Annotated in this window: 19 protein-coding genes and 1 pseudogene; 12 read left to right on the forward strand and 8 right to left on the reverse strand. The window is 33.8% G+C overall.

Annotated elements, in window-relative coordinates:
- The first annotated feature begins 3 nt into the window (after positions 1 to 3).
- The 9 genes and pseudogenes from FJOH_RS20225 (at position 4) to FJOH_RS20265 (ending at position 9550) form a co-directional block, all read left to right on the forward strand.
- Positions 4 to 1740: a nickel-dependent hydrogenase large subunit gene (locus FJOH_RS20225; RefSeq protein ID WP_012025884.1), complete on the forward strand. Its 1737-nt coding sequence runs from the start codon at positions 4 to 6 to the stop codon at positions 1738 to 1740.
- A gap of 15 nt (positions 1741 to 1755) precedes the next feature.
- Entirely contained in the window at positions 1756 to 2517 is a 762-nt protein-coding gene (cybH, locus tag FJOH_RS20230) for a Ni/Fe-hydrogenase, b-type cytochrome subunit (protein ID WP_012025885.1), read from the forward strand.
- 7 nt (positions 2518 to 2524) lie between these two features.
- The gene (locus FJOH_RS20235; protein WP_012025886.1) at positions 2525 to 3031 is read left to right on the forward strand and encodes a HyaD/HybD family hydrogenase maturation endopeptidase; all 507 of its coding nucleotides are present in this window, start codon (positions 2525 to 2527) and stop codon (positions 3029 to 3031) included.
- Positions 3032 to 3043: 12 nt separating this feature from the next.
- Positions 3044 to 5314, forward strand: a complete 2271-nt coding sequence (hypF, locus tag FJOH_RS20240) for a carbamoyltransferase HypF (RefSeq protein WP_012025887.1) — start codon at positions 3044 to 3046, stop codon at positions 5312 to 5314.
- 3 nt (positions 5315 to 5317) lie between these two features.
- The gene (locus tag FJOH_RS20245) at positions 5318 to 5944 is read left to right on the forward strand and encodes an FKBP-type peptidyl-prolyl cis-trans isomerase (RefSeq protein ID WP_012025888.1); all 627 of its coding nucleotides are present in this window, start codon (positions 5318 to 5320) and stop codon (positions 5942 to 5944) included.
- A gap of 1 nt (position 5945) precedes the next feature.
- Complete coding sequence (gene hypD, locus FJOH_RS20250) at positions 5946 to 7022, forward strand: hydrogenase formation protein HypD (protein WP_012025889.1); 1077 nt, start codon at positions 5946 to 5948, stop codon at positions 7020 to 7022.
- An 8-nt stretch (positions 7023 to 7030) separates the two neighbouring features.
- Positions 7031 to 7747: an urease accessory protein UreH domain-containing protein gene (locus FJOH_RS20255; RefSeq protein WP_012025890.1), complete on the forward strand. Its 717-nt coding sequence runs from the start codon at positions 7031 to 7033 to the stop codon at positions 7745 to 7747.
- A 148-nt stretch (positions 7748 to 7895) separates the two neighbouring features.
- Positions 7896 to 8254, forward strand: a pseudogene (locus FJOH_RS20260) (hypothetical protein).
- A gap of 171 nt (positions 8255 to 8425) precedes the next feature.
- Positions 8426 to 9550, forward strand: a complete 1125-nt coding sequence (locus FJOH_RS20265) for a hypothetical protein (RefSeq protein ID WP_012025891.1) — start codon at positions 8426 to 8428, stop codon at positions 9548 to 9550.
- Positions 9551 to 9609: 59 nt separating this feature from the next.
- On the opposite strand, the gene FJOH_RS20270 is transcribed toward FJOH_RS20265, so the two are convergent.
- Positions 9610 to 10032, reverse strand: coding sequence for an MgtC/SapB family protein (locus tag FJOH_RS20270; protein ID WP_012025892.1), 423 nt, complete (start codon positions 10030 to 10032; stop codon positions 9610 to 9612).
- A 132-nt stretch (positions 10033 to 10164) separates the two neighbouring features.
- Positions 10165 to 10944 (reverse strand): polysaccharide deacetylase family protein, encoded by a 780-nt coding sequence (locus FJOH_RS20275; RefSeq protein ID WP_012025893.1) that lies wholly within the window; start codon positions 10942 to 10944, stop codon positions 10165 to 10167.
- A gap of 187 nt (positions 10945 to 11131) precedes the next feature.
- On the opposite strand from FJOH_RS20275, the gene FJOH_RS20280 reads away from it, so the two are divergent.
- The gene (locus FJOH_RS20280) at positions 11132 to 11824 is read left to right on the forward strand and encodes a response regulator transcription factor (RefSeq protein ID WP_012025894.1); all 693 of its coding nucleotides are present in this window, start codon (positions 11132 to 11134) and stop codon (positions 11822 to 11824) included.
- Positions 11814 to 13181 (forward strand): sensor histidine kinase, encoded by a 1368-nt coding sequence (locus tag FJOH_RS20285; RefSeq protein ID WP_012025895.1) that lies wholly within the window; start codon positions 11814 to 11816, stop codon positions 13179 to 13181. Before FJOH_RS20280 ends, FJOH_RS20285 begins: the two co-directional genes overlap by 11 nt.
- Before the next feature lie 88 nt (positions 13182 to 13269).
- Here the strand turns inward: FJOH_RS20285 and FJOH_RS27060 are convergent, their stop codons facing one another.
- A complete protein-coding gene (locus FJOH_RS27060; protein WP_167529960.1) occupies positions 13270 to 13443 on the reverse strand; it encodes a hypothetical protein in 174 nt (57 codons plus the stop codon).
- Between the two features lie 367 nt (positions 13444 to 13810).
- On the opposite strand from FJOH_RS27060, the gene FJOH_RS20290 reads away from it, so the two are divergent.
- Entirely contained in the window at positions 13811 to 17026 is a 3216-nt protein-coding gene (locus FJOH_RS20290) for a TonB-dependent receptor (protein WP_012025896.1), read from the forward strand.
- A 91-nt stretch (positions 17027 to 17117) separates the two neighbouring features.
- Here the strand turns inward: FJOH_RS20290 and FJOH_RS20295 are convergent, their stop codons facing one another.
- From FJOH_RS20295 to FJOH_RS20315, 5 genes are all read right to left on the reverse strand, one after another.
- Positions 17118 to 18551 (reverse strand): glycosyltransferase family 2 protein, encoded by a 1434-nt coding sequence (locus FJOH_RS20295; RefSeq protein ID WP_012025897.1) that lies wholly within the window; start codon positions 18549 to 18551, stop codon positions 17118 to 17120.
- A gap of 12 nt (positions 18552 to 18563) precedes the next feature.
- Entirely contained in the window at positions 18564 to 19385 is an 822-nt protein-coding gene (locus tag FJOH_RS20300) for a hypothetical protein (RefSeq protein WP_012025898.1), read from the reverse strand.
- Position 19386: 1 nt separating this feature from the next.
- Complete coding sequence (locus tag FJOH_RS20305; protein WP_012025899.1) at positions 19387 to 20601, reverse strand: YaiO family outer membrane beta-barrel protein; 1215 nt, start codon at positions 20599 to 20601, stop codon at positions 19387 to 19389.
- Positions 20601 to 20966: a response regulator transcription factor gene (locus FJOH_RS20310; protein ID WP_012025900.1), complete on the reverse strand. Its 366-nt coding sequence runs from the start codon at positions 20964 to 20966 to the stop codon at positions 20601 to 20603. The genes FJOH_RS20305 and FJOH_RS20310 overlap by 1 nt, the downstream gene beginning before the upstream one ends.
- An 82-nt stretch (positions 20967 to 21048) precedes the next feature.
- Positions 21049 to 23037, reverse strand: a complete 1989-nt coding sequence (locus tag FJOH_RS20315; RefSeq protein WP_012025901.1) for a GAF domain-containing hybrid sensor histidine kinase/response regulator — start codon at positions 23035 to 23037, stop codon at positions 21049 to 21051.
- Between the last annotated feature and the right edge of the window lie 215 nt (positions 23038 to 23252).

Genomic DNA, 23252 nt, shown 5'->3' on the forward strand with positions numbered 1-23252 from the left:
AAAATGGCAGAGAGAATAGTTGTAGACCCAATTACAAGAATAGAAGGACATTTAAGAGCCGAAGTAGAAATCTCAGACGGCACTATAAAAGAAGCCTTCTTATCTTCAACAATGGTAAGAGGTCTGGAGAATATTGTAAAAGACAGAAACCCTAAAGATGTCTGGGCGTTTGTACAAAGAACTTGTGGTGTTTGTACTTCGACTCATGCTACAGCATCTGTAAGGGCGGTTGAAGATGCACTTGGAATTGTCGTTCCTCCAAATGCAGAAATAGTCAGAAATATTATGCTGGGTGCTTTGTATTTACACGATCACGTAGTGCATTTTTATCATTTGCATGCTTTTGACTGGGTAGATGTTTTGAGCGGTTTAAATGCAGATCCTGTAAAAACTTCACAATTGGCACAGTCCATTTCAAATTGGCCAAAAAGTTCGCCGGGTTATTTTTCAGATTTACAAAAACGATTAAAAAAGTTTGTTGCCAGCGGTCAGTTAGGAATTTTTGCCAATGGTTATTGGGGACATCCGCAGATGAAATTACCTCCCGAAGCCAATTTAATGGCTACAGCCCATTACCTTGAAGCTCTGGAATGGCAAAAGGAAATTGTAAAAGTACATGCCATTTTTGGAGGTAAAAATCCGCATCCAAACTTTTTAGTGGGCGGTATGGCGTGTTCTATTAATCTTGATGATGCAAGCGGTTTAAATGCAGAAAGACTTGCTTTTGTGAGACAGCTGCTGGAAGAAGGAAAACGTTTTGTAGAACAAGTTTACCTTCCGGATGTACTTGCTATTGCTGGTTATTATAAAGACTGGGGCGCTATTGGAGGCTTTCATAACTTTATGACTTTTGGCGATTTTCCAACACAGGGTCATAATAATACCAACAATGATACTTTTAAATTTCCAGCGGGAGTTATTTTAAACAAAGACTTGACAAAAGTTCATGATTTAGATTTAAGAGATTTAAAAACGGTAGAAGAATATGTAAACAATTCCTGGTATGATTATGAAGGAGACGGAAATTCAGGAAGACAGCCGTGGTCTGGAGAAACAAAAATAAATTATACGGGGCCAAAACCGCCTTACACTCATTTAAATGTTGACGAAAAATACAGTTTCATTAAAACACCAAGATGGAAAGGCCACGCTATGGAAGTCGGTCCGCTTGCAAGAATGCTGGTTGGTTATGCATCTGGGAGAGAAGAATTTAAAGATATCGTAGACGGTGCTTTATCAAAACTGCAGATTCCTGCCGCTGCTTTATTCTCGACTTTAGGAAGAACTGCTGCAAGAGCCTTAGAATCGCAATTAGTAGCCAATTGGAATCTGGAGTTTTTTGATGATTTAATTAAAAACATCAAAAACGGCGATACTAAAATGGCCAATATGGAAAAATGGGAAACCAATACCTGGCCGAAAGAATCTCAGGGAGTTGGATTGGTAGAAGCACCGCGAGGCGCTTTGAGCCACTGGATTGTAATAAAAGATGCTAAAGTTGCTAATTATCAGCAGGTCGTGCCGTCAACGTGGAATGCTTCTCCAAAAGATCCAAAAGGACAGCGATCTCCTTATGAAAGTACTTTATTAAATACGCCAATTGCAAATCCAGAACTGCCTCTTGAAATTATTAGAACCATACATTCCTTTGATCCCTGCATTGCCTGTGCCGTGCATTTGTACGACGAAAATGGCGATATCATTAAAGAAGTAAATGACATAACTATCTGCACCGTTTAATTTAAACTGAACAGTATGCCAACAAAAACTAACGATTACAAAAGAGCTTATATCTGGCAGTTACCCGTACGAATTTTTCATTGGGTAAATGCCTGGGCTATTACAGGACTTGTCGCTACAGGATTTATTATTGGGAATCCGCCGGGAATCATTTCTACCAAAGAAGCTTCAAACCAATTTTGGTTTGGATACATTCGGGAGATTCATTTTATGTGTGCTTACTTATTGGTTACAGTCATGATTTTGAGAGTTTATTTTGCTTTTAAAGGAAATAAATATGCCAACTGGCGTGTCTTTTTCCCTTTTAAAAAAGAAGGTTTTAAAAGAATGTGGCATGTTATTAAATATGATATTTTTCTTCAAAATGAAGAAACACACGGCTCTCCAACAGGTGCTGTAGGTCACAACAGCGTAGCGGCAGCCTCTTATCTCGTTATGTTTTTTATGGCACTCATCATGATTGCAACAGGATTTGCCATGTATGCCCCTACTTCGACCTGGTTTTTTCCTAAAATGTTCGGCTGGGTAGTAAACGCGGCTGGAGGAGATTTAAACGTCAGAGCGATACATCATTTTACAACATGGACTTTTATTTTGTTTGCAATAGTTCATATTTATCTGGTTTTCTTTCATGACTGGCTGGAAGGTTTAGGAGAAACATCGGCAATGGTAAGCGGTTATAAATTTGTTCGAACCGAAAGAGTGAAAAAAGAAGATGAACTTGTTGAAACTGAAATAACAAATCAAAATACAGCACAGGCAGAAGATTTAAGCTAAAAAAAATATGGAAACAGCAGTCAGCATTAGAAAAATAGACGAATTCCATTCTGATGGAAATACCATTTTGGTACTCGGAATAGGAAATTATTTGATGGGAGACGAAGGTGTTGGAGTGCATTTTATAAACCGAATTGATAAAGCCCAATTTCCGGAAGGCATATCTTTTATCGATGGCGGAACTGGCGGTTTTACGTTAATTCCTTACATAGAAAGTCACCAAAAAGTAATAATTGTAGATGCTACAATGGATGGCAAGGAAGAAGGAACTATTTCGCTTTTGAAACCGCGTTTCTCAGAAGACTTCCCTATTTCACTGAGCGGACACAATTTTGGACTTAAAGATATGGTCGAAATCCTGTCTATAACAGATACCATGCCCGAAATCTATTTGTACACCATTACCATTTTAAAAATGGATCCCATGTGCATGCAGCTTTCACCTAAAGTAGAAGCTGCGATAGAAAAAGTAACGGCTGAAATTATACAGCAGATAGAAAAAATAAAAATTTAATACCCTCTTTTCTTGACACCAACATTTCAAATAACAATTTCAGGCATTGTACAAGGTGTTGGTTTTCGGCCTTTTGTATACAATACTGCCATTCAGTTTAACCTGAAAGGCTTTGTTTCTAATAATGAATTTGGTGTTGTTGTAATTGTGCAGGAAGAAGAAAAAACAATAAGAGAATTTGTAGCCCAACTAAAAAAAAGACATCCAAAAAAAGCGATAATTAATACTATTCAGGTTTCAGAAATTGAAACGGAAGAAAGATTTGACCTCTTTTTTATAAAACCAACAGAAAAAGGCATTTCGATCAACGCGCCTTTGACACCCGATTTTGCTATATGTAAAAACTGTAAAGAAGAAATTCTGGATCCGCAAAACCGACGCTTTTATTATCCGTTTACAAGTTGTACGTCATGCGGACCCAGATATGCCATTGCTGAAAAATTTCCTTTTGAAAGAGAAAATACAAGTATGAGCCCATTCAAAATGTGCCAAACTTGTCTGGAAGAATACCTCAATCCAAACGATATACGTTTTCATTCGCAGACCAATTCATGTCCTGAATGCGGTATTCAGATTGTATTTACAGATAATAATGGAACTCTTATTTCTGGAACAAACAAAGAAATTTTCGAATCTATTTCAGAGAAATTAAATCAGGGACAAATAATTGCCGTAAAAAATACCTCAGGTTATTTACTGCTTTGCGATGGTTCAAATAATCAAACTGTTCAGGAATTACGAAATAGAAAAAGACGTTCAGCAAAACCTTTTGCTGTATTATTCTCTGATTTTAAACAAATTAAAAAGCATTTATTACATGATAAAACAGAAAAGAAACTTTTAAAATCGACACAGGCGCCTATTGTAATTTTACCCATAAAAAATCAAAAAAAATTAGCTGTAAATGAAATAGCTCCCAATATGAAAACTATTGGAGCAATGCTTCCCAATTCAGGAATATTGCATTTAATTTCTAATTTGTTTCAGAAACCATTAGTTGCAACGAGCGGTAATTTTAATGGTTCTCCCCTTTTTTTTAATCAAAATGAAGCCGTTCAATCCTTAAACTCCATTGCAGATTATTATCTGCATCACAATCTTGAAATTCAAAACTCACAAGATGACTCGGTAATTCGGTTTTCGAGAAAAAACAAACAAAAAATTGTTTTGCGCCGTGCGAGAGGTCTGGCGCCAAATATTGATAATTTTCATCTGAATAATACTTCAGACAAAATACTCTGTTTAGGAGCAGCATTAAAAAACACAATTACCATTTCAAACCAGCAAATATATCAAAGTGAATATATTGGAAATGTCTTGAATTATGATACGTATAAAAGGTTTGAAAATAGAATACAAAACTATCAGCATTTTTTTGATTTCGTTCCGCAGACAATAGTTTACGATCAGCATCCGAGTTACGATAACAATAAAATTGTTTCTGATTTTTTAAAAGAAAATCCTTTACTGAAAACTATAAAAGTTCAGCATCACGAAGCGCATTTTGCAGCGATTTTGGGAGAAAAAAAGCTTTGGAAAAAGTCTAAAATTCTAGGCGTTATTTGGGACGGTTCTGGATTTGGAAATGAAAACGAAATTTATGGCGGAGAATTTTTTAAATACAATCGCGACGAAATTACCCGAATAGGGCATTTAGAATATTTCCCCTGGATTTTAGGAGATAAAATGGCGTTAAATCCAAAAATGTCGGCGCTTTCTATCAGTCAAAATGATGATTATTTTCAGTCTTTTTTCAATAAAAACGAATTAACAGTTTACAGTAAACTTATTGAAAACAGTGTTATAAAAACTTCTTCGATAGGAAGATTATTTGATGCTGTTGCTTTTACATTGGGTTTTAAAGGAAACATTTCTTTTGAAGGTCAAACGGGTATGTTTTTAGAAAATCTGGCACAAAAGGCTTTTTACAAATCAAACGTAAAACTAAAGGATTATTTAAAGGATGAAAACATAACGAATATAATCCCGTCAAAAAAACTGCTGGTGCAGATCGTTAAAGCTTTTCAAAACAATATTGACTGTAATGTTATTGCTTTAAACTTTCATCACACTTTAGTGAAGTGCATTGAAAAAACAGCTTTGTTTTCAAAATCAAAAGAAATTGCTTTCAGCGGAGGCGTTTTTCAAAACTCTGTTCTGGTTGATTTAATTATAGATCATTTACAGCCAAATTACAAATTGCATTTTCATGAAACACTTTCTCCAAATGATGAAAATATTTCATTTGGACAACTCAATTATTATTTACATCTAAAAAAATAAATTATGGACATTTTAGAACTATTAGGACACATTGGTAAAACCGAAGAAAAAGATAAAATTTCGTATTCAGCTGGAGTTGTAATGGCTCTAAGTCTGAAAGATATTGGATTTGAAGAAATAAAATATGAAGATTATGTAGACGGAATGAAATCAGTTTTTGATAAATCCGGAGAAAAAATTTCGCCAAAACGCTCTATTGATATTTTCAACAATTATGTGGCATTGCTGCAGGAAGAATTAAAAGTTAAAAATGCCGAAATAGGAACTGCTTTTCTGGCTAAAAATGCCTCAAAAGAAGGTATTACTGTATTGTCAAGCGGTTTGCAATATGAAGTTTTAACCGAAGGAAACGGCAGAAAACCAAAAATAACTGATACCGTAAATGTAATTTATGAAGGTTATTTGATAAATAAAGATGTCTTTGATTCAACCAAAGATACAGGCCCTCAAAAAATGAGAGTATTGCAGACCATAAAAGGCTGGCAGGAAGCACTGCAGTTAATGCCCGAAGGTTCGCGCTGGAAAATTTATATCCCGCATGATTTGGCTTACGCCGAAATGGGAGCGCCGCCGATCATTCAGCCCAACTCTACTTTAGTATTCATTATAGAACTTTTAAATATCGTTTAAAATGAAATACCTGTCTGAATATCGAAATCCGGAACTGGTTAAACACTACATAAGTGAAATCCATAAAATAACCACAAAACCATGGAATATCATGGAAATTTGCGGTGGTCAGACGCATTCATTAGTCAAAAACGGTCTGCTGGATTTATTGCCAAAAAACATTAGGATGATACACGGGCCGGGTTGTCCGGTTTGTGTTACGCCTGTTTCGTTAATCAATAAAGCAATTGAATTAATGAAACAAGGTGTCGTTCTGTGTTCTTTTGGAGATATGATTCGGGTTCCCGGTTCATCAAAAAGTCTATTGCAGGCCAAAGCTGAAGGCGGTGATTTACGCATTTTATATTCTCCTTTAGAAGCTGTAAATATTGCGGCTAAAAATCTGGATAAGGAAATTGTATTTTTTGCTGTTGGTTTTGAAACTACTGCGCCCAGCAATGCGCTGGCCGTTCTTCATGCCCAAAAACTGGGTTTAACCAATTTTAGTTTATTGGTTTCTCATGTTTTAGTTCCGCCTGCAATGGAAGCTATTTTATCAGATAAATTCTGCACCATAAATGCTTTTTTAGGTGCGGGGCATGTCTGTACAATTGTAGGTCTGGAAGAATATTATCCTATTGCCGAAAAATACAAAATACCAATCGTCGTTTCCGGTTTTGAACCTGCTGATATGGTGCAGGCGATTTATCATACCGTTTTGCAATTGGAACAAGGAAAACATGAAGTAGAAAATCAATATACAAGATTGGTAAAAGAAGAAGGAAACCTGAGAGCAAAAGAAGTCGTAAATACCATTTTTACTATTGGAACTCAGGAATGGCGAGGCATTGGTAAAATTGAAAACAGCGGACTTGTATTGAGAGAAAATTATAAAATGTATGATGCGAACATCAAATTTTCTATTGAAACAACGAATAGCAAAACGGATAATTTGTGTATTGCAGGCCAAATCCTGACGGGAAATAAAAGACCAAACGAATGTCCTGAATTCGGAAAAAAATGCAAACCTTCTTTTCCGTTAGGAGCGCCAATGGTTTCGTCTGAAGGTGCTTGTGCCGCTTATTTCAACTATCTATAAAACTTAAAATGATTGGATTACTTATTACCGTTTACGCCGGACTTGAACATGCTTTTGAGGCTGATCATTTACTGGCAGTAAACAATCTTGTTACAAATAGAACTAAAATTAAAGATGCTTTAAAAGACGGAATGTTTTGGGGCGTTGGTCATACTGCCACTATTTTTATTGTGGGCGTTATTATGATTGGTTTTAAAATTTCGATAAGCGAAAATGTATTCAGCTATCTTGAAGCGGTTGTTGGTTTAATGCTGATTGTTTTAGGAATAATTCGTTTGTTTAAATTATTATACAAAAAAAGGCATTCGCATACGTATTATCATAGTCATGAACATACGCACAGCAACGGAGTCACGCATACACACATGCATGCTCATACTTATTTTCATTCGCATCCTATTGCCTCTTTTAAACATGCTCATTATGACGGATCAACCAATTATAAAACGGCATTTGGCGTAGGATTGGTACATGGTTTGGCAGGAAGCGGTTCATTGGTTATTTTGGTTATTTCGCAAATGAAAACACCATTGGAAGGTCTGCTTTATATTTTGATTTTTGGAGTGGGATCAATAATTGGAATGTTTATCGCATCAGGATTGTTTAGTATTCCATTTACCAAAAGCATTCTTAAATCTCAAAAACTCCAATATGCATTAATTATACTTTCATCTGCAATATGCATTATATTCGGATTTAAAATCATTTATACCAATTTACTTTAAGATCTACTGCAGCTAAAAAACGTACTGTTTTATTAAAATCAATATTAGATTCTTTACTTTTGCATGGTACTGTTTGACTGATATTTTATATAGTATCCAACAAAATTATCACTAAACAGTAAATTAATTTTCTACATCAAAAAAGTAAATGACAATACAGGATTTAGCTGGCAATTTTTCCATTTCCGGAAGTAATCAGGACGAAAGCAATCAAATAACATATAAAGGAATTTTGAGTTTGTCGCTTGACAAAAACAATAGAATAATTGCCAAATGGATTATTAACAATTCGCAGATACAAAAGGACACGGTTTCTTTAAAGACAATATTCTGGTTATAAATTTCAATTATAAAGGAGACGATAATAAAACCTATAAAGGTGTTGCGGTTTACAGATGCATTACCAAAGATGTTCTGGACGGCTTTTGGTCTGAAAAACACGGTAACCCGCTTTATTTAGGAACTGAGCATTGTTTACGATTGGAAACTACTGAAAAACTAAACTAGTCCTCTCCTTTTTCCAAAAGCTTTATAATTGATTATAAAATACATACAACAAAAAAATAAGTGTTTTTACGCAAAACCAAATATCTTATAAAATTCGCCGAAAGTATATTATTTAATTGAAATTGATTAATTTTCATCTATAGATTTTTAGAAAAATTGAAATTATACACTATGAAGATATCTCTTATTTTTATACTGGGATTTGTAACGATTTGTCAGTCTCAAATAAAAATTCCTGCTATTAAAGCTTCATCTAAAACCTGTTACATAAAAGAAGGAAATGAAGAAAAAACAAAATGGAACTTAGATCCCAAAACAAAACCTGATTTGTATGTAACAAACAAAAGTCCGAAAGGAAAAACCGTTACTTTTTACACCAATCAGGATTCTTTAACCGTAAAACTAAAACCGGGAAAAAAATCTGATTTTGTAGTTCTGCTAAATGAAAAAGACAGTTGCTATACGCGCATTGAATGTCCGGCTCTGAAAGATTTCTCAAAGCTGAAACCGGAAATACACGATACAATTCCTTTTGCGCTTTCGGAGTATAACAATATTATTTTTAAAGTCACATTAGATGATAAAGAAACGCTTGATTTAAAATTCGATTCTGGAACAACTGATTTTCTTTTAACAAATGAAATATTGAAACAATTACAACTTAAGAGTCTAAACGGGCATAGTTTTAAGCTTGGAAACCAAATCTGGAGAGAACAGCAGATTTTCCCTGTTGAACTATCAGGACAAGGCACTACAGGTCGTTTTGGGTGGAATTTATTTGATGGTAAAATTGTAGAAATTGATTACGATAAAAAGCTTTTTATAATACATTCGAAACTGCCTAAACGAGACAAAAGTTACACAAAACTGGATATGGAGTTTACGCATACTTTGTTTTGTATTCAGGGTTCACTGCAAATAAAAGATAAAGCTTATAAAGGGCGTTTTCTTTTTGATAATGGTTATCAGCGTACCGCGATGCTTGATCAGCAGTTAATAAAGGAACAGCAATATCCAAAAGAAATTCTGCCTGTTTTAAAAAAAACAATTTTAAAAAACGGACAAGGTGAAGAAATTCCGGTTTTGACTGTAAAGAATGAAAAATTGTTTTTGGGAAATTTATGTTTGAATGATGTGCCGGTTCAGCTGCTTGCAACAAGCAATCCAGCACAATTCAAAACTCATATTTTAGGAAGCGAATTCCTAAAAAGATTCAATACTATATTGGATTTTCAGGAGAATAAAGTCTATCTAAAACCAAATTCATTATGGAATGATCCCTACACAGAAGGCTGAAAACAAAAATTAATAATTAAAAATTGACAATTAATAATTGTGAATTATCAATTGTCAATTCACTTCCTATTCCTCATCCACTTTTCTACAGGTTCTAAAACTGTATTGACAATAATTACCAAAAATGTACAAATTAAAGCTTCAATAAAATAACCAGAAGCAGAAATACAGCCAATTGCCGCACTGCACCATATTGTTGCCGCCGAATTTAATCCGTGTACATTTGAACCTTCTCTAAATATAACACCGGCACCCAAAAAACCAACTCCCATAACAACCTGAGCCGTGATACGGGTAACATCGATATTTGGGGCATTTGCTGCCACTTTTATAGACAATAAAACAAAAGCAGCGGCTCCGGTTGCTACAAGCATATTGGTTTTTAAACCCGTTTCTTTATGATGCCATTGTCTTTCAAATCCTATAATCAATCCGGCAAATAAGGCAATTACCAGTCGTGTGAAAAATTCGGTTGTAGTCATAATTATTCTGTTTTCTAAGATTAAAAATAGCCTGTTTTTTTTATGGTTTAGGATATTCTTATAATGTTAAAAAAATTGTTATCAAAAGAGCCTTTAATTTATATCTCAAATTAAAGGCTCTTATTTTTTGAACTAATTTTCAGGAAGCAGATTATCTAAATCTGATAAAGTGTAAAATTTAAGATTGTTCTCTTTCATGTATTTACATATAAATTCTAAAGTTTCAATCTTAGTCTGATAATTTTCAGTCACGTTTCTTACAGGTTTATGACCGCATAAAAGCAGTATTTTATTGTTCTTTTTAGCATAATCCAGCAGTTCTAAAACATACGGAATGCTAAAATGAATGTGACTGTTATCGATATCAAAAGCAAATACGATTTTTGAATTATTAAAATAGCTGTCCTGCTTTTCCGGAGCTTCACCTCCAAAAGCTCTTCCTCTTATAATTTTAAACTTTTTTGACAAAGCTTTATCTAATTCATCCGATCTTTCGCCATACGGATAAGCAAACGAAGTAACTTTAAACGATTTCTTTTTCATAGAAACAATCATAGGATCTATTTCCTGTTTCATATAAGCATCGATTCCGTTTTGCTTTACAAATTTCAAAGCATTATAATGGTGATAACCATGTCCGGCAATTTCATGGCCTTCTTTCTGCATTTGAAGAAGTTTTTTTATTTCGGGCGCTCCTATAGAATCTATTCGGCATACATTAAAAGTTGCTTTCCATCCGTATTTTTTTAAAGCAGCATCCGCTTCTGCCCATTCATCGACATAAGCATCATCAAAAGACAAAATCACTCCAGCTTTATAAGCCTTAGGTTCGGCTTTTTGCTTTTTAGTTTCACAAGAAAAAAGAGTTAAGAACATTAAAAACAAAGTCGTTTTTAAAAAGAATATCTTCATATAACAGATTAGAATTAAATTGAGACTTTAAATAAATTTTACAGAAATAACATTTCAAATATAGAAAACAATTTAGAATATTTTACTTACAACAAAACAACTCATTAAAACTCTTATTCTTTCCTGTTTTTTTTCGGGGAATACTACATCTTTTAATTACTTTTATCACATTAATTTCTCATTTGCAATGAACAAAGTATTATTAGTAGAAGATGATCCGCGTGTTGCATCTTTTATTTTAAGAGGTCTTGAAGAAAACCTATATCAGGTAAAAACCGTTTCAAAAGGATATGAAGCTGTAAACGAAGTCATGGAAAATGATTTTGATATTATCATTCTCGATATTATGCTTCCTGATATTACTGGTTTTGAAGTTTGTGAGATTTTAAGAAACAGAAAAATAATCGTTCCCATTCTTATCTTAAGCGCGCTTGATACACCTCACGAAAAGGTAAAAGGTTTACAATCCGGCGCAGATGATTATTTGGCTAAACCTTTTTTGTTTGAAGAACTTTTGGCGAGAATAAATGCGCAGCTTCGCCGTGCCGAATTCAGCTCCGGAATTTTAGATTTTCAGTCTTATGCGGGAATCGAAATCAATATGAAAGAACAAAGTGCTTCAAGAGACGGAAAAGAACTTAATCTTTCGTCCAGAGAACTTAAGCTTTTAATTTTCTTTATGAAAAACCGCGAAAAAGCACTTTCGAGAATTGCAATTGCAGAAGCTGTCTGGAATCTTGAACTTGACATGAACTCAAATACGGTTGATGTTTATATAAATTACTTAAGAAACAAAGTCGATAAAAACTTTTCTGAACCTTTGATCCATACAGTAAAAGGAACCGGATATATGCTTAAGAAAAAAACACATGAATCTTAAAAACAAACTTTCTGTAAATTCTACGCTGTTATTTGCTTTTACTGTTGGACTCGTTCTGGCTGGTTCTTTTTTGCTTTTTAAAAAACACAGACAGGATCTTTATTTTGAAAGACTCGAAGACAGTGCCTTAATAACTGCTTTTTTTTATTTTGAAAAAGATGAAATTACAAAAGTTGACAGTTCCCGTTACCAAAGAATAGAAATTCAATATAAAAAAATCACCAATCAGACGATCAGGATATACAATGCAAAAACCAAAGAATTGTATTTGAAAGACGATATTGATATTACACTGACTGACAAAGAATTAAAAGCAATTTCTAAAAACAGAATATTGCATTTCATAAAAGAAGACAGACAATTTACAGGTTTATATTATAAGGATAACCAGGGTGATTTTATTATTGTAGTATCTGGAATTGATACTGTTGGTGACCGTCAATTTGATGTATTGGGTTTAATGTTTATTGGGTTTTATCTGCTGGCCATTCCGTTGAATTTTCTTTTAGGCAGATTTTTGGCAAGACAAACTTTCAGGCCTTTTGAAGATGTTATTGCAAAAGTAAACACCATTACAACAGAAAACCTGCATTCGAGACTCGAAATGCCCACAGTAAGCGGAAAAGATGAAATAAAAGAACTTATAACCACTTTTAATTATTTATTAGAACGTCTTGAAAACGGGGTAACAATACAAAAGAATTTTCTAAAAAATGCATCGCACGAACTAAAAACACCGCTTACCATTATTATTGGTGATATTGATGTATCGTTGCAGCAGCCCAGAACTAACGAGCAATATGAAGAAGTTCTAAAATCGCTCAGAAAAGATACTTTTCATCTTAAATCTATATTAGACGGACTTTTGATTTTATCCGGATTACAGATTTCTGAACCAGAACAAATGGAATTGGTAAGAATAGATGAAATTTTATGGAATGTATTAGAAAAAAAGGCAATTGAATATCCTGAATCAAAAGTGTCTGTAAATCTCGACGCTATTGCAGATCAGGAAAATCTGCTTTCTGTTTATGCCAATAAACATATGCTTTTTACAGCTCTTTATAACATTATAGATAATGCGATTAAATTCTCATTTCCTGAAAAAGTTGAAGTTTTGGTTTATTCAGAAGAAGGTAAGCTTTTAATAAAAATTATAGATCAGGGAGCCGGAATTTCTAAAAGTGATCAGGAATCAATTTTTGAACTGTTTTTTAGGAGCGATCGCACCCGCCATATTAAAGGTCAGGGATTAGGACTTTTTATTACCATGCAGATTCTTAAACTTCATAATATTGAATTAGAAGTAGATTCTGAACTCGAAAAAGGAACTACTTTTTCTTTATTATTTCCTTGAAAGAATTAATTATTAGATATTCATACAAAGTAACATAAAGAGCCATGGGCTCAATCCATATTGTAGGGCCGGATTTCAATCCGGTCAATCAAGGAAGATCACGAATCAAAGAACCGTAGGTTCGGCCCATTTTTATAAAGCTAAATTTTAATCCGGTTTCGCTGTAATAAATAATCAACAATATGAATCGTTCCGATGGGAACTCTCTAAAATACGCCCCAATTTTCGACGGATTAAAGTCCGTCGCTACAATATAAATCATTCCTGCGGAATTTTAATTAATTCTCACTATTTAGGAGATTTAATTAGACAAAAAAAATCAGCTATATCACTTAAATCTGTGTGAAAAATTCTTAATAGATTATTACTTTAGAATTTCGATTTTTCTCATCGGTAACATTCACTTAACACTCTAATCTTTTTCTAATCTACTTTAAATATAAGTCTAATCTATTTATTTTTAAACATTTACACAAAGCATTGATTTTAAAGCGATAAAATGATTTCACAATAATAACACGCTGATAATTTTAAGTTAACAATAAATAGTTATATCATTTTAAGTTAACAAAAGCATTAAATCTGATCGAAACAAACTGAGTTTCTTTGTCAAATAAAAACTAAAAAATATGACAAAACTAAAACTCTTTTTTTCAGCTTTAATGCTCCTTACCATCGGGAACATTTTTGCTCAAATTACAACGTCATCTTTATCTGCTAAAGTTAATGATGGTACAAGTCCTCTTGCAGATGCTGAAGTAACCTTGACTCATATTCCTACTAACGCAGTTTATAGAGCTGTAACGAATAAGCAAGGAAGATTCAGCTTTGAAAATTTAAATGCCGGCGGACCTTACGAATTAGAAATAAAAAGTAAAGACACCAAAGATTACACTAACTCTCAGATTCATTTAGCACTTGGCGACAATGATCTGCCTACAATAGTACTAAGCAAAGTTGATAATACTATATTAGAAGAAGTTGTAATAACAAGCTCTAAACCTTCTTCTAAAAATAACGGAACCAATATCAACGAAAAACAGGTAAATGGCCTTCCGTTAATAAACAGAGGAATTCAGGACGTTACGAAATTAGTTCCTCAAAGTTCTAATAACTCTTTTGCCGGAACCAATTTTAGATACAACAACGTTACAATCGACGGTTCTATAAATAATGATGCTATTGGTTTCAGTCCATCATTAGGAGGACAGTCCGGAACATCAGGAATGCCTGGAAGCAGTACACGATCTAACTCAATAAGTTTAGATGCAATACAGGATATTCAGGTTTACATTGCTCCTTATGATATTAAATTAGGAAACTTTTTAGGAGGAAGTGTTAATGCTGTTACCCGAAGCGGAACAAATACTGTAAGCGGATCTATTTACAGCTACGGAAGAAATGCTTCTATTACAGGTCCAAACAATGCCGGAGACGGTTCTAAAATGCCAAAATCTTTTGGTGATTACCAAATTGGTTTCAGATTGGGACTTCCTATTGTAAAAGACAAATTGTTTTTCTTTACAAATATGGAATATGCTGAAAGAACAGATCCTATTTTCTACAATGCCGGACAAACTGATGCAAACGGAAAATTAACTTCATTGGTTGATAATGCTACTGCAGATCAGATTTCGAACTTTGTTAAAACGAACTATGGTTTTGATCCGGGAACTTACAATTCATACAACAATTTTGCAATGAGCCGTAAATTTTTCAACAAACTAGACTGGAAAATTAACGAAAAACACTCCATCTCATTACGAAACAATACAGTAGTTTCTCAGGCTACAAACTTAGAGCGCGATGCGGCAAACTTCCGATTCTCAGACATGGATTTTACACAGAAAAACCAGTCAATCAGTACGGTTTTAGAATTAAAGAGCCACTTTAACAGCCAATGGTCTAACTCTTTTATAGCAAGTTATTCGGCTATTAAAGATTACCGTGATCCAAAATCAAATAATGTAATGTTTCCTCAGGTAGAAATTGGTTACAACGGCGGTACTATCTTTTTAGGAAACGATCGTGAAGCTACTGTTTTCAACATGAAACAAAATACTGCTGAGATTACAGACAACCTTACTTATAAAACTGGAAATCATACTTTATTGTTTGGTACGCACAACGAATTCTACGATATTAATTACGGATTTGTAAATGCTTTAAACGGAAGGGTTTCTTATAAATCATTAGCTGATTTTTACAATAAACTGCCTTCTCGTGTTCGTGGTACTTATCCTTTTGATGGTTCTACAAGAGATGAAATCTTTAATAATCCTTATGCAAAATTCAAAGTAAATCTATACAGCGTTTATGTTCAGGATGAAATTAGAATTGGAAACAAATTAAAAGTTACTCCGGGTGTTAGAATTGATTATACTGATCTGCCTAATAAACCAAAATTAAGCACACAGGTTCAAAATTCTCCTGCTGATCCAAACTATGGCACAACTTACAGCTATACGCCATTAAGCCAGATAAAAAACAACTTTTTCAGCACTGCTTTAGTTTCTCCAAGAATTGGATTTACTTATAATGTAGACGAAGACAAAACGCTTGTTTTAAGAGGTGGATCTGGAGTTTTTACAGGCCGAGTTCCGTTTGCATGGTTAGGATATGCTTATTATAATGATGGTGTAGGTTATGGAAGTTACGACAAAAACAACCTAACTGCTGCACAGGTTGCAGCGGCTGGTGATCCTTTATCTGCAAATGGATTAAACGGATATCATGATGCAACACCAAAAGTACAAGCTGACTTAATCGACAATAAATTTAAAATGCCGGCTGTACTAAGAAATTCGCTTGCTATAGATAAAATTATTGCAGGATATAAGTTTACAACCGAAGCTATTTATACAAAAGTAATTCGTGATCTTGAATTTCAACAGGTAAATAAAACAGATAATCCAACTTATTTCTCTTACGATACAAAACACGAAATGCCAATTTATGCGGCTAATATTAATGCTGCATTTTCAAATGCTTACTTACTTTCAAATACAAACAAAGGATATAGATACAGCATTACTGAGATGATCTCAAAAACATACGATTTTGGAGTTAATTTCATGGTGGCTTATACTTACGGAGATTCAAAAGACGTAACAAACGGAATTCGTAATTCGATGGAAAGTAACTTCCAGATGAATCAGTCTTTAACTCCTAACGATCCTCAATTGGCAACTTCTAATTTTAACATCAAACACAGAATTGTTTCTAATGTAGGATATGCAGTAAAATTAGCTGATAACAATACATTCTCTGCCAATGTGTATTTTAATGCACAATCAGGAAATCCTTTTTCATGGGGATTTGTTAACTCAACAATCGCAGGAACAGGACAAGCAGCAGGATTGGCTTATATCTTTAAAGATGCAGCAGAAGCGGCTAAATATATTGGGGTAAATAATGCAGGAGTTCCATCTGCAACAGCTGCACAGCAAGTAGCAGATTACGAAGCTTTTATTAATGGAAATGATTACTTAAAAAGCCGAAGAGGAACATTTACTCAAAGAAATGGTGATACAACGCCTTGGAACATTCAGGCTGATTTGAAATTAATGGACGAAATAAAAGTTGACAAAGTAGGTTCATTCCAAATTTCATTCAGCGTGGCAAATATTGGAAACCTGATTAATAAAGATTGGGGAAGAAGTTATTTTGTTCCAAATACATACAATTCAACAGCCAGTATTGGGTTAACAAAATCTGGAAACTTAGGAGGTCTTGCAACTGGAGATCCTACTTATACTTTCCAAAAACCTACATCTGCACCTTATACTATAGATCAATTAGCTTCACGATTCCAAGGACAGCTTGGTGTGAGATACTCGTTCTAAAGATTGTGTTTTATTTTTTTTAATTTCCCCTAGTTTCTATGCCTGGAAACTAGGGGATTTTTATTTAAAGGAAAATTTAAAACCGTAAAAATTATTCTTTTTTTGTAAAACCTTTTCTAGTCATTTCGCCCCAGCCTTTGGTTCCCATTACTTTTTCTTTATAACCAATTAAAGCGGCATAAACCGTTAAAGGGTGAAAATAAAAAGGCTCGATAAAAGCGGCTAGTAAAAGCTTGAAAAAATCTCTTTGTTTTGGGTATTTATGATACGTTTGTTCTTCGCTGTACAAAGCAATAACCGAAAAGAAAACAGCAAAAGTGTATACAAACAATAATAACAGAAGGAAAAAATGCCAATTGAGCAGTCCAAATATGAAAAATACAATAGTAATTACAAGTCCGATAAACTCAATACCAGGAGCCAGAAATTCAAATAAAGTCCAATACGGAATACTCAGCATTCCCAGCAATTTATATTTTGGATTCAGGAACATTTTTTTATGAAAATCTAATGTTTCAATTGTTCCTCTCATCCATCGGCTGCGCTGTTTTTTAAATATTTTAAAATCTTCAGGAGCTTCGGTCCAGCAAAGCGGATCTGGAATGTATCGCACAGAATAAGGCAAATTATTTTCGAGCATATAACGGCGCATTCTTACCACAAGTTCCATATCCTCTCCTACTGTTTTGGTGCTGTAACCGCCTGCAAGCAATGCTATTTCTTTATCAAATGCACCAAACGCACCGCTTATTAGTAATAATCCATCGAGTCTGCCCCACGCCATTCTTCCCAAAAGAAAAGCTCTTAGATATTCTAAAACCTGAATTCTTGGCAGTAAAAGATCCGGTACATTTACTTCTATCAAACGTCCGTTTTTAATAATACATTGGTTTGCAATTCTCACCACACCGCCCGTTGCAATAATACGTTGTCCACTGGATTCCAGAAATGGTTTTGCAAGTTTTAGAAGTGAATCTTTATCAAGAATACAATCAACATCAATACAAACAACATACGGATTTTGTGCAATATTAAGTCCGGCATTTAAAGCATCGGCTTTACCTCCATTTTCTTTATCAACTACAATTAATTTTTTAAAAGCGGCATTTCTGGAAACATAAAGTCCTCTGATTTTTTTTGTTTCAATCTGCTGATGAAAAGCAAGTTCTGTAAGGACAAGATCATAGGTATTAATTAAAACCTCCATAGAATTGTCCTTGCTTCCATCGTTAACAACAATTACTTCATATTGGTTATAGTTTAGTGAAAGCAGCGATTTTACATTTTCTTCAATAGTAAAACCTTCGTTATAAGCAGGTGCAATTAAGGAAAGTTTAGGAGCAAATTCACTTGTTAGAAGTACATCATAATCTATAAAACTATTCTTTTTTAGATAGCCTCTTAATTCCTTCCCGGAAAGATAAGCCAATATGAGATAAGACGACATAATCAATATCGCATAAGCCAATATGAGAATTAAATATATGTGGGTAAAGATTGTTATTTCGTGATTAAAAAAAGTCATCAGCAATGCTTGTTAAACTGTTAGTGTATGCAGAACATTTTGAGCTTCATACTTTATTAATGTATTTGAAGTCCTTTCTGTTAATTGCTCAACATAAGAAAGTTTTTGAGTCAATTTAAGCTCTTTTATAAGCTTTAAACCAAGTGTAACAACTGTAGTATTTTGTGATTCCAGTAAAAGTTCAATACCTTTTGTATCGCCTATATCATGTTTTTTAAAGGCATGAATAATATTAACCTGAGTCCAGTCGTCAATAGGATTTGTATGTTCAGAAAGATGAACAATTCCTTTTGTTCCTGCCAGCTTAATACAGGCATTTATTGCCGTAATTTGTAAAATTTTATTTCGCGCACGGGAAAAGGTTATAATAAGATCAAAAGCATGATAAACATTCATTTCTGCAAGTTCTGTAATTCCTTTGCACTTTACATCCCATTTTAAACTTTTCAGTTTTTTAAATGAGTCGTTTTTAAGCTCAGAATCTTTGTAAAACTGTTCTAATTTTTTTGCATAAATACCATCATAATTTTTATGAAGATTTATAACCGATTCTGTAATAACTTCTCTAAAAAACTTTTTTTGAGACATTAATACATACTCATTATTCTTTAAAACATCTGAGAAAGAAATATCTTCAAAAACTACAGAAAAAAGCAGTTTATCTATAAAGGCATCATATTCAATTTTACGTCTTGCTTTTATTATATTTTTATTTCGGCTTTTAATAATTAAAAGGTACAGGAATAACGATGTCAATACAAACAAGCAGATTGACAAAGTTAAAAAAGGCTCTACCCATGTTCCTCTCTTATAAAATTCCCATAAATCAGTCATCTTAAAATCGTTTCGTGATAATTATCTGAGCATTAAACCTGTTTCTGTATTCACCTGGCAGATATTCTTCGTATTCATACAGAAAAATTGGACGTACAAAAAATGAATCACCAAAACGGTGCTGATACTGCACCCCTGCTCTATAGGCTTTTAGCGGTTGTGTAAAATTGCTGTACAAGTATAAATAAGGTACGTTTCCATATTGAAGTTCAAATCTCACTACACGCTCTTTTTCTTCGTTAGTATGCTGAAAACTTAAAACATGAGAGAATAACTCGTTTCCGGTATCATAATACGGTCTGTACGCAATTGTATTAGTACCCATTTTATACGAAATCTGTCCGGTCAGCAATGTTACATCATCTGTCTCAAAATGCATAAACCTGGCTCCTAAAGCATAATCAAATCTTTTTTGAGGTCTAAAATAATATTCGGCACCAACTTTTGCCACAGGAAATATCGTTTCGCCGGTTGAAACACCTGCATTCACATACAAATAATCTTTTTTTGAAAAAGTCTGATAATAATCTGCTTCAAACAATGCCTGAGTATCATTTTCTATATGCCCGATATTTGCTCGCCCCACAAGAGCTGATTTACTAAACTTATGCGCATATTCGACATAACCGTAATGCATTGGCGCCTGTCCCGGATTTGATGTAGAAATATTTAAATAAGAAGCCGAAACCGCATTTTTTGTCTTACGGCCAATAAGCGTTCGGATTCCTTTAAAAGCCTGAGTGCTGTTTTCGTTAACCGATGCTTTTTCTATAATTTCCAGTGCCTCTTTGTCTCTTCCGATTTTTTCTAGGCAGGTCACTTTTATTTTTAAAACATCAATATTATCAGGATCTGTTACCAAATATCGATCGCAGTACGAAATACATTTTTCAAAATCTTCTGTCCAATAATACACATTTATAATCGCCAGCAAAGCATCAGGATTAGGATTAATCCTGTCTGTCATTGGATATAAGGTTTGTATTGCTGTTTTATATTCTTTTTTCCAGCTGTATACACGTCCTGCAAAAGTTTTTATATCTTCATTTTCAGTATATTTTTTAAGTAAAGGATCAATTAATGATAATGCTTTATCATAACTGCCTTTCTCTGCTTCACTTCTTGCATTTGCCAGAGTTTCATCAATATTAATTTCCTGTCCTGCCGCAGTAATAGAAATAAACAACAGGATAATTGAATAGTATATAAATCTCATTAAACACGTGTTTTTAGTAATTTATTAATTCTCACCAAAAGTACGGCCGGACTTATAGGTTTTGCTATAAATTCATTTGCACCTATGTCAAAAGAATCAAGCTCTGTCTGTTCAACTCCCGAAGAAGTAAGTATAATTACAGGAATATCTGAATTTAGGGTCTGCCTAACATACTGCGTAATTTCCATTCCGCTTATGCCCGGCATATTTATGTCTGTAAGGATTAAATCGCAGCCATTATTTTTAATAGCTTCCAGTGCGTCTTTACCATCAGAAAACTGGTCAACTGTAAATCCTTTAGACTCTAAGAAAAAGGATAATGATTTGCGCAGGATATCATTATCTTCGGCTAAAATTATTCTCATGTTTCAAAATTTGTCTTTGGGGGTAATCTTTATCTTGCAAAATCAAGAAACTTACGTAAAGCTAAAATTTATTTCGCTTTTATCATAGCTCTTTTAAATATTTAACTACTTCAATTATACCGCAATGAAAGATATCTGCCTTGTCTGCAGCTTCACTAGAAAATTTTTCGTTTCTGGCTTCTTCTTCAATAACAGCTAAACAATTACTAAGATCATCAAGCATAAACATATCCATGCTGGATCTCATATTATGCGCTAAATTTTTTACTTTAAGATAATCATTATTTTTAAATGCTTCTTCGAGTAAAGCTTCTTCGGCAGGAATTTTTTCGATAAAAAGATTAATCATATCCTGTCTAAAACCTAAATCACCGCAGGCCATTTCATTGATAAAAGACAGATTTACCCTTCTTTTTCGTGTAAGCTTATAATCTGGATTCAGCACCGTTTTTATGGTTTCTAAAAGTACGGGCTGTTTAAAAGGTTTTGGCACATAACCATCCATTCCTACATTATAGCATCGTTCTTGTTCGCCCATAAGCGAATGCGCGGTCATTGCAATAATCGGAATGGTTGAGTTCATTTCGTTTCGAATATATTCAGTAGTCTGATATCCGTCTTTAATTGGCATTTGAAGATCCATCAAAACCAAATCATATTCATTTTTTAATAAAAATTCGATTCCTTCTTCGCCATTTTCTGCAATATCTAGTTCAAAACCAAAATTCTGCATAACGCTTTTTACCAGTTTTTGGTTCAAAACATTATCTTCACAAAGCAGTATTTTAAGTTTCCCCAGACTTTCACCTGTCAATTCTTCAATTGTTTCTTCGGTGTTATCTGATTTCTTATAATTAATAACAAAGAAAAATTCTGAACCTTTATTCTGCTCGCTTTTTACATTAATTTCGGCATTCTGCAGTTCGATTAACTGCTTTACAATATTAAGGCCAAGACCAGTTCCTCCAAATTTTCTTGTTGTACTGTCTTCTGCCTGAGTAAATCGTTCAAAAATAGTTTTAAGTTTTTTGGGAGGAATTCCAATTCCGGTATCTTTAACCGAGAATTTAAGCGAATAATGGGTTTCTGTTTCTTCAATCATTTTTACAGAAACGGTTACCTCTCCTTCATGAGTAAACTTAAGTGCATTACCAATTAAATTAACTAATATCTGGTTTAATCTTCCTTCATCTCCAATAACCATTTCCGGCATATCGGCATCAAGAAAAAGATTGAATTCAACCTCTTTAGGAACCTTTATTTTAAGTAAATTATAAACATGTTTTAAGGTGTTTTTTAAATTGAAAGGCACAGCTTCAATTGTCAGATTACCCGATTCCATTTTAGACAAATCCAAAATATCATTCACAATCAAAAGCAGATTTTCTCCTGCTATCTGCACACTGTTTATATAATCTCGCTGCACAGCATTAAGTTTTGTCTGCGCAAGCAGATCTGTAAAACCTATAATTGCATTTAACGGCGTTCTGATTTCATGACTCATATTGGCCAGAAAACTATCTTTTGCCAATACGGCTCTTTCTGCAATTTTTTTCTGTGCATCTAGCTGAACGTTCTTTGTTCCAAGTTCAAGCTGGCTGATTACGTGTTTTGCAACAATTCTAAGTGCATTTCGCTGATCTTCATTTAATTCTTTCGTAACATGGTCAACAGCGCACAAAGTACCAATATTATAACCGTCTGGTGTTGTTAAAGGAACACCAGCATAAAATCTCACATTAAAACCTCCCCTTACGTTAGGATCGTCTTTAAACCTGTCATTTTTAAAAGTATCATTTATTTCAACCATTTTTGATTCCAAAATGGTATATCGGCAGAAAGAAATTTCACGAGGCACTTCAGAAATTCCAATTCCAATTTCAGATTTAAACCACTGCCTGCTTTCGTCTATAAATGAAATATGCGCTATTGGCACGCCGCATATATAAGAAACTAGTTTGGTAGCATCGTCAAAAGCATTGTCAGGAAGCGTATCTAGTATATTGTAACGTTTTAAAGCGGCTAAACGTTCTAGTTCGTTGGATGGTATTGGTAATTCTGGAGTTTTCATTGTAACTAGTGGTAAAATGCATAAATATAAAAATAATTTGAGATAAAACGGGATTAAAATATTTTATGACTCACGGTGTTAATTTGACAGAGAAAACCAAAGACCTAAAATTAATAAACAACTGTGTTCTTAAATTAAAACGAAAACAATAATTTTTCCTTGTATTATTTCTAAAACCAATCCGTTTTTACAGACTCAATAACCTCTATTTTTTC

This window comes from Flavobacterium johnsoniae UW101 (assembly GCF_000016645.1).
Taxonomy (GTDB): Bacteria; Bacteroidota; Bacteroidia; order Flavobacteriales; family Flavobacteriaceae; genus Flavobacterium; species Flavobacterium johnsoniae.

Coding starts and splice junctions, on each gene's coding strand:
- FJOH_RS20280 (WP_012025894.1), top strand. CDS start 11,132: ATGAACAAAGTATTATTAGTAGAAGATGATCCGCGTGTTGCATCTTTT.
- hypD (WP_012025889.1), top strand. CDS start 5,946: ATGAAATACCTGTCTGAATATCGAAATCCGGAACTGGTTAAACACTAC.
- FJOH_RS20245 (WP_012025888.1), top strand. CDS start 5,318: ATGGACATTTTAGAACTATTAGGACACATTGGTAAAACCGAAGAAAAA.
- FJOH_RS20315 (WP_012025901.1), bottom strand. CDS start 23,037: ATGAAAACTCCAGAATTACCAATACCATCCAACGAACTAGAACGTTTA.
- FJOH_RS20265 (WP_012025891.1), top strand. CDS start 8,426: ATGAAGATATCTCTTATTTTTATACTGGGATTTGTAACGATTTGTCAG.
- FJOH_RS20305 (WP_012025899.1), bottom strand. CDS start 20,601: ATGAGATTTATATACTATTCAATTATCCTGTTGTTTATTTCTATTACT.
- FJOH_RS20275 (WP_012025893.1), bottom strand. CDS start 10,944: ATGAAGATATTCTTTTTAAAAACGACTTTGTTTTTAATGTTCTTAACT.
- FJOH_RS20310 (WP_012025900.1), bottom strand. CDS start 20,966: ATGAGAATAATTTTAGCCGAAGATAATGATATCCTGCGCAAATCATTA.
- cybH (WP_012025885.1), top strand. CDS start 1,756: ATGCCAACAAAAACTAACGATTACAAAAGAGCTTATATCTGGCAGTTA.
- FJOH_RS20225 (WP_012025884.1), top strand. CDS start 4: ATGGCAGAGAGAATAGTTGTAGACCCAATTACAAGAATAGAAGGACAT.
- FJOH_RS20300 (WP_012025898.1), bottom strand. CDS start 19,385: ATGACTGATTTATGGGAATTTTATAAGAGAGGAACATGGGTAGAGCCT.
- FJOH_RS20255 (WP_012025890.1), top strand. CDS start 7,031: ATGATTGGATTACTTATTACCGTTTACGCCGGACTTGAACATGCTTTT.
- FJOH_RS20270 (WP_012025892.1), bottom strand. CDS start 10,032: ATGACTACAACCGAATTTTTCACACGACTGGTAATTGCCTTATTTGCC.
- FJOH_RS20285 (WP_012025895.1), top strand. CDS start 11,814: ATGAATCTTAAAAACAAACTTTCTGTAAATTCTACGCTGTTATTTGCT.
- FJOH_RS20290 (WP_012025896.1), top strand. CDS start 13,811: ATGACAAAACTAAAACTCTTTTTTTCAGCTTTAATGCTCCTTACCATC.
- FJOH_RS27060 (WP_167529960.1), bottom strand. CDS start 13,443: ATGATTTATATTGTAGCGACGGACTTTAATCCGTCGAAAATTGGGGCG.
- FJOH_RS20235 (WP_012025886.1), top strand. CDS start 2,525: ATGGAAACAGCAGTCAGCATTAGAAAAATAGACGAATTCCATTCTGAT.
- FJOH_RS20295 (WP_012025897.1), bottom strand. CDS start 18,551: ATGACTTTTTTTAATCACGAAATAACAATCTTTACCCACATATATTTA.